The organism is Candidatus Borreliella tachyglossi, assembly GCF_003076595.1.
Taxonomy (GTDB): Bacteria; Spirochaetota; Spirochaetia; order Borreliales; family Borreliaceae; genus Borrelia; species Borrelia tachyglossi.
The window spans coordinates 1-6,792 of record NZ_CP025786.1; the positions used below are offsets into that span (position 1 = coordinate 1).

General features: G+C 30.9%; 4 protein-coding genes. 3 read left to right on the top strand and 1 reads right to left on the bottom strand.

The annotated features are described in order from the left end of the window. Positions 1-538 precede the first annotated feature (538 nt). Positions 539-1,300 (top strand): MBL fold metallo-hydrolase, encoded by a 762-nt coding sequence (locus CR532_RS04465; protein WP_108729649.1) that lies wholly within the window; start codon positions 539-541, stop codon positions 1,298-1,300. Positions 1,301-1,919: 619 nt separating this feature from the next. Here the strand turns inward: CR532_RS04465 and CR532_RS04475 are convergent. Then, positions 1,920-3,266, bottom strand: coding sequence for a hypothetical protein (locus CR532_RS04475; protein WP_199911332.1), 1,347 nt, complete (start codon positions 3,264-3,266; stop codon positions 1,920-1,922). A gap of 721 nt (positions 3,267-3,987) precedes the next feature. Here CR532_RS04475 and CR532_RS04480 point away from each other — a divergent pair. After that, positions 3,988-5,007, top strand: coding sequence for a hypothetical protein (locus CR532_RS04480; RefSeq protein ID WP_108729650.1), 1,020 nt, complete (start codon positions 3,988-3,990; stop codon positions 5,005-5,007). Between the two features lie 426 nt (positions 5,008-5,433). Continuing rightward, entirely contained in the window at positions 5,434-5,637 is a 204-nt protein-coding gene (locus CR532_RS05385) for a hypothetical protein (protein ID WP_159076633.1), read from the top strand. Positions 5,638-6,792 lie beyond the last annotated feature (1,155 nt).

Consider the following 6,792-nt stretch of genomic DNA (forward strand, 5'->3'; position numbering starts at 1 on the left):
AAAATCCTAAGGTAATCTCTTTAGAGCTTGAAAAGCAAGTAGAAAATATTACTGAGAAAATAATTAATGGGGAAATTATTATCCCAACCAACGAGATGGACTATGATATTTTCTTGACCTCACTGCCCTAAGTTGATGGTTTAAATACTGTTGAAAATAATTGAGATCAAGAATAATCTTGAAAAATTTTAGTAAATGCTATATATTAAATGTATAGTATTTTAAATTTTAAAATGCTATGCTGACATTTATTGGATCTATTAGTAATATTAAATAGGTAATATTGATGGTTTTTATTTAAGCTATTTATATCACCTATTTCCTTTTTTTTATCGAATAATAAAAATTATTCGCTTATTTTTATTAAACAACGGATTCTTATGACAATATTTTATAATTTAGTTTAAGTTTCAAAACACTGCCAGTTTTTACCTGTTTTGCTTCTAATTTTTATTATTCTTTATTTCGTGTGTTATTAGCTAATTGCTTTTGCTAAATTATTGTTATACAATTCCCCTCAAGGGGTAATAGGGCAAGCATGTTGGGAATCTTTTTAGGAACTGGTTCATTTAATGGCGTTCCTCAGCTAAATTGCAGTTGTAGAGTATGCAGTTCAAACTTAGACAGGAATAAAAGACTTAGAAGTTCATTTTTTCTAAATGTGTCTGGGTTGAATGTGGTAATTGACACGGGTCCTGATATTCGAACTCAACTTTTAAGAGAAAATATTTCAAAGATTGACTTAGTGCTTTATACACATGAACATTCTGATCATTTTATGGGCTTAGACGACCTTAGGCCTTACACCAACACCTCTCCATTAAACATTTATGCACGGGAGAGCTCTCTACAACAAATTAAGAATGCTTTTCCGCAGAATTTCTCATCAGAATTACCTCTTTATGCCAAAACCAATCTTATTCCTAATTTGGCACGAGACTTAGAGAAAATTATTTTCAAAGATTTAGAAATAATACCCATTCCTTTACTTCATTCTCAAAGCATAAATAGTATAGGATATAGAATAAATAATCTGGCATATCTTACTGACGTTAAGTCTATTCCTGATACTTCATACGAATACTTAAAGGGATTAGATACACTCGTAATAGATGCTTCAAGCATAGAACCTAATCCTGTGCATCTAAATTTCGATGAGGCTACTTGTGAGGTTGAAAAAATAAAACCTAAGGTTACTTATTTTACTCATCTTTCACATGACATCATCTATGAAGAATTTGACCATTTAGCTAAAGATAATATCTATTTGGCTTATGATGGTCTAAAGATTAATATTTAAATTTAAGATTGATACATCCCTATTAGTGGCATTACGGGTGGATTTTTATCTCTTTATACTTTCTTAATTCTAGTTGCACAATCAGATTGGATACCTTATGGAGGAGATACTACCAAATGGGCAATCGCACCTAGTGGTTGGTTTCCAGTTATTGATGCAAGGGAATACTTAAAAGAGTTAAAACTCTAGTTCCCTAGACAATACCATCACTACTTATTGCTTTCATATCTACTGGTCTTGACTTTAAGGCACTTATTTTATCTTTATCTTTACTTATATTATCTAGTTTACTTTATTTACCTTTTCTTAAAGCTTATGAGAAGATTCTCTTAAAGAACAAAAAAATTTCTAGTCAACATACCCAACTAAGATAATTGCCCTATTATTAATATTAAGTTAGAGTCTAGTACTTTAATTTACCTTTAAGTTATGTTTTTGAGGCAATTAAATCTTTATACCATAGTAATAAAGATATATTTCCCTTAATGTATAATGATTAATTGCCTTTTCTTTATATCTTTAAACCCGAGGCTAAAAAGTTTTAAGAATTTATAAGTGGTGTTATTTTAAGTCTAGTGTAGACCCAATGCTCTTTGGTTCTCTTTGCAATTCGTAATATTTAAGGTTGCATATCTAGGCCAATTCCAAAATAATTGAAAGTATATCTATGTTTATCTAGGGCTTTAATTTCTATATCATATACCATTGGAGAATAATTAATTTTTGTAAATAATTTTAAACTGTAGAGTACCTTATTGTATCTAAACATTTTTAGTAATATCCCTGGTTCAAATTCAAACCCCAATTGGAATGTATTACTCATCTTGGACGGCCTGTAGATAGCTCCAATATCCTTATTATCTTTATTATAAGACAAATACATGCCAGCACCTATGTAGAATGTAAAGATACCCTTACTACAGGGTGCATAAGCGATCCCAGATGAGAACCTATTTGTCTGACTACTTCTTTTAAAATCATACATATCATGATTTACTGTTATAGCAAAATAATACTCCAAATCAGACAGTATTTGATAATATATTAAATGTCGTACTTGCAAGGGAATCATAATTTCATACGAAATAGAAAAATCAGGAGTTAGTATGTATAAAGCGTCCTCTGTGATACTCTCATATTCTGCAGTATACATTACTCCAAAACCACCTACACTAAATAATTGTTCACTATCGGAGAAGTTGTGTAAATTAAGATTAGTTGTTGCAAAAAAGTTGCCAGAATAAATTCTTTGTTGCATTCCAATTCCACTCTCAGCTTCTTGCACCTTTGAATATGTTGCCATATCCTTTATTTTACTTTGCGCTTGGTAATAGAGTTGTAATTCAACTCCTACGGCCTCATTTTTAAAATCTACTCCAATGCTTGTTTTTATAAAATAATCCGCAAAGTAAGAAAGGTCTAGATAATTTTCAAAATTTAGAAATCTTAAATATGAATAATTTAGTGAGGTACTTAAATATCCTCTGTAATCATATTGATCATAAGCTTCAGGAATTGGCCTCAATAACCCCTGTATAGCATGTATCCCCCTTTGTACAGTAGCACCAGCCCAGTTTCCATAAATTAAATTTTTAATTCCAATACCAACATGAATCTCACCGAAAGATGTTATGTCTGGTTTTATTACAAATGGAACATAATACATAAACCCAACCTCAATAAGATCAGCTCTTCGTCTCACTTCTTCAGGATCATCCTTGTAGCCTCTAAAGGTCAACATGTGAATTTCTGCATTTATTATAAAGTTATATTTTGATTCATAAGTAAATAATTCAGCATTGGTTCTAAGATCATCAAAGAAATTACTAAATGAAAATCCAAAACAATCATTTATTCCCTCCAAAGAATACTTATCAACTCCATCATTCTTATATCTTATTGCATAATTATAAGAATAAGAGTTGATCGCCAATACTATAAGCATTGATACTAGCCTAAACCTTATTAAACTCATCTTGTAAATTACTAACTCAATTTGCACATATTAAAGTACTACTTAGAAGCAACACTTCTTCATAAGTGCTATCTCTAAGTAGTACTACGCATTACGCTTTTATCACATAATTTATAATATTTTTAACAATTTTTATCTAATTCTTTCCTACATCAATAGTGAAACTGCCCTTGTAAACATTATTGAATATTGTTTTGTAATTTTTATAAAATAATAATCACAGTAAGCTCGACTATCCTATTCCCATATCAATTCAATAATAATTTTAAATTGATATGACTCTAATATTTAACGAAAAAATGTATATGATATTTTAATGTTATGATCTTATACTTTATTAATTATTTTACTAATTTTAAATTAAATTTTTTTTAAATGTTTTAATAAAGATTATCTTACTTTAACACCACTATTATACTCTCTATTTACATTCAAATCTATCTTAAATGCTACTTATTTTGGTATCCAGTGTCGGTCATCGAGAAAACCTATGCATACAAGACTATTAACTTTCTCTTATTTGGATTGATAATTATCTAGATTAATACATTATTTCAATATTCTAATATCAACTTTTAAAGGGTTATGGCTGCTCTAAACTGATGCAACTTAACACATTCTAGTTTTATAATACTAAATTAGAATAAGTATTGCATAATATTAATATTATGTTATAATATGTTTAATTTATAATTATATTAAAGGAGATAATATGAAAAAACTTACTATTATATTTTTTGTACTTGCTACACTTTTATTGGCTTGTACGCAAACCCCAGATACCAATCCCCCAGCTACCAATCCCCCAGCTACTCCAGATCCGCTAGCTGAGGATGGAAATGCAAAAGACGCTAAAGATCAGGCAAATGAGGCTCCTCAAGATCAGGCAAAATCAGAAAAGGACGCTAAAGATCCAGCAGATGAGGCTCCTCAAGTTCAGGCAGAAGAAGAAAAGACTGCTAAAGAAAAGGAAGCTTTAGAAAAGGAAAAGGAAGCTAAAGAAAAGGAAAAGGAAGCTAAAGCTCCGGCAGGCGAAGCTCCTCAAGATCAAGCAGGAAAAGTCGCTAAAGATCCAGCAGGCGAAGCTCCTCAAGTTCAGACAGAAGAAGAAAAGGTTGCTAAAGAAAAGGAAGCTTTAGATCAATCTATCACCGATCTAAAAGAAGAAGTGAAGAAATACAGTGAAAAAATTGCATCCGATAAGAGCACTAGCGCTAGTGATCTCAAGTCAGTAGATATTATTTCAGACACAAAGTTTAAAGGCTCCCAAGAGGATAAAAAGAACAACCTTTATGAGGCTTTGGGATACAATAAGGAAGTAATCGAAGCATTAGGTGAAGTGTTTAAGGAATTAAAACTATCTTCTAAGCCAACTAATAAAAAGACTGCTGAGGATGTATTAGATCTTTTAGAGAAATTTACAGATACAACTCATAAAGTCTTAAAGACTCATTTGACAGATCAAAAGCTAAATGCTCTTTTGCAAAAGGATAATGCAAAAAGCATTATCCCTGAACTTGCTGATAAAGTTACAGGATCTGGATTCCTTGCATTGAGAAGTGCTTTAATAGATGATCTTCACAAACATATAAAGGAAGCAAAGGATAATAAGAGTACAGAATCAAAGGCATTAGATGCATTGAAAAAGATTGTTGACGAAAGCAAATCATTTATGATAAGGTACAAATTTTTTGAAAAAACAGAAAAAGAAATTGAAAATTTAGTTAAATAATCTCATTGATATCCAAGTAGGTCATAAGTTTTATGGCCTACTTTTTAAATACTTAAATATACCTTTATTCAAATAAACCTACACAAAAATATTCTTTTATTTTTATTGTAAAATCGCTAGCATTTGTTATATAATCCCCCTTATTTAATATATATTTGGTATAATATTGTATTAAATATGTGAGGATATTTAATATGAGAAAAGTATTATCTTATTTAATAATATTGACAAATATTATTAGCTGTACTCCCGTTGGCTTGGGCTATAATCCTACAGGTACTATGGAAGATGATAATTTATTTACATGCACCAAGCTGGATCCTACTAAGAAAGACATCGTTAATGAGTCTGTAAATGCTGACGGAAGCAAAGTTATTAAAACTGTAGATACTGACGGAAACATGATTACTGAAATTATACATACCGATGGTTCTCGTACTATTAGAAAAGAAAAAAAAGAGTGGCACATCATTAGAAATGGTTCTTCAGAAAGACAATCTTGGCACTGTGACTATGGCAAGGGATTATGGACTAGCTCTAAACGGACAGGTCGAAACTGATGGATCTGTTATATTGACAGATCGTGACAGCTTTCAAAATACTGTAAAGGGTGAGTTAAAGAAAGTGTGACTATAACCATGGAAACAATAAATCTGATAATCAAAAATCTGTCGTAATGAGTATATGGTATCCTGAGGAGACTGTTGCAATCAAATCTGCACGTAGTAATGGAATATATGAAACTATAGAAAATGTTAAAAAGAGGATAGCTTTACTAAGGATATAATTGGAGGATGGATATAGCAGTACTAACAGGAGCATCCACTTGAAAGGCAACTTCTAAAGACCTTATCATACTAAACAAAGTATAAAACAGCAACCATTATGGTACTTGATTCTGGATTCTAAGCCAAAGTAGAACAGATATCATTTATGTTTAAAGATTTATATCAATAACAAAATAAATTTTACTCTAAATTAAGTCCAATATTAATTTAATAAAAACATAAGGAAACCTTACGAAATTCCCTCCTTTATAAAACTACCCAAGCACCTCTAACATTGCCTTGCAGCCTTGCAACTGGCGCTCTTTGATCACAACCGACACAACTAAGTGCAATTTCTTAAGATGTAGTCAGTTAAGTCTAGTTGGAGTTAATTCTTACAAGGTTTACTAATTTTAATGAACATACAATATTTTAATATTTGAAATAATCCCCTTGGACTTACGGAAATTAAAGAAGTACTTGGCAATAATCCACTTACAAGCACTGATACTGGTAACAGGCATGATGCGTCTACAGCAACTGGAAAACGAATAAAAAATACCAATATGTATTACATACAAGGGAACCTTAAGGGTTCCTTTATTTATATCACTGCTGAAGGAATTAAAAATCCTACCTTAGAGCCTTAGACAAGGAAACAACTTCGCCTTTTGATACCATGAATAAGTCTGCAATAAAGAATGCAGACGAATATTACGAGGGTTTACAACTGGTGCGATCCTCCTGAGATAATAAAAAATAAAACTCAGAAGCGATCATTACACATGTCCTCTTCTCGCTCTTTATTACTTGTCATTTAATACCTATTTGTTAAAGCTAATATTTACAACTTACAAACACACCCTTAAAGATTCCATTTAACTGCAATCATCACATGATTCTAAACTTAGTAACAATTGTTTAAATCTCTCAAATTATAGTACAATTAACTCCTGTCTAAAATTGAAAATGGGATGCTGTCTTTTAAAAAGTCAGTCATCCCTATTTCTTTAAATAA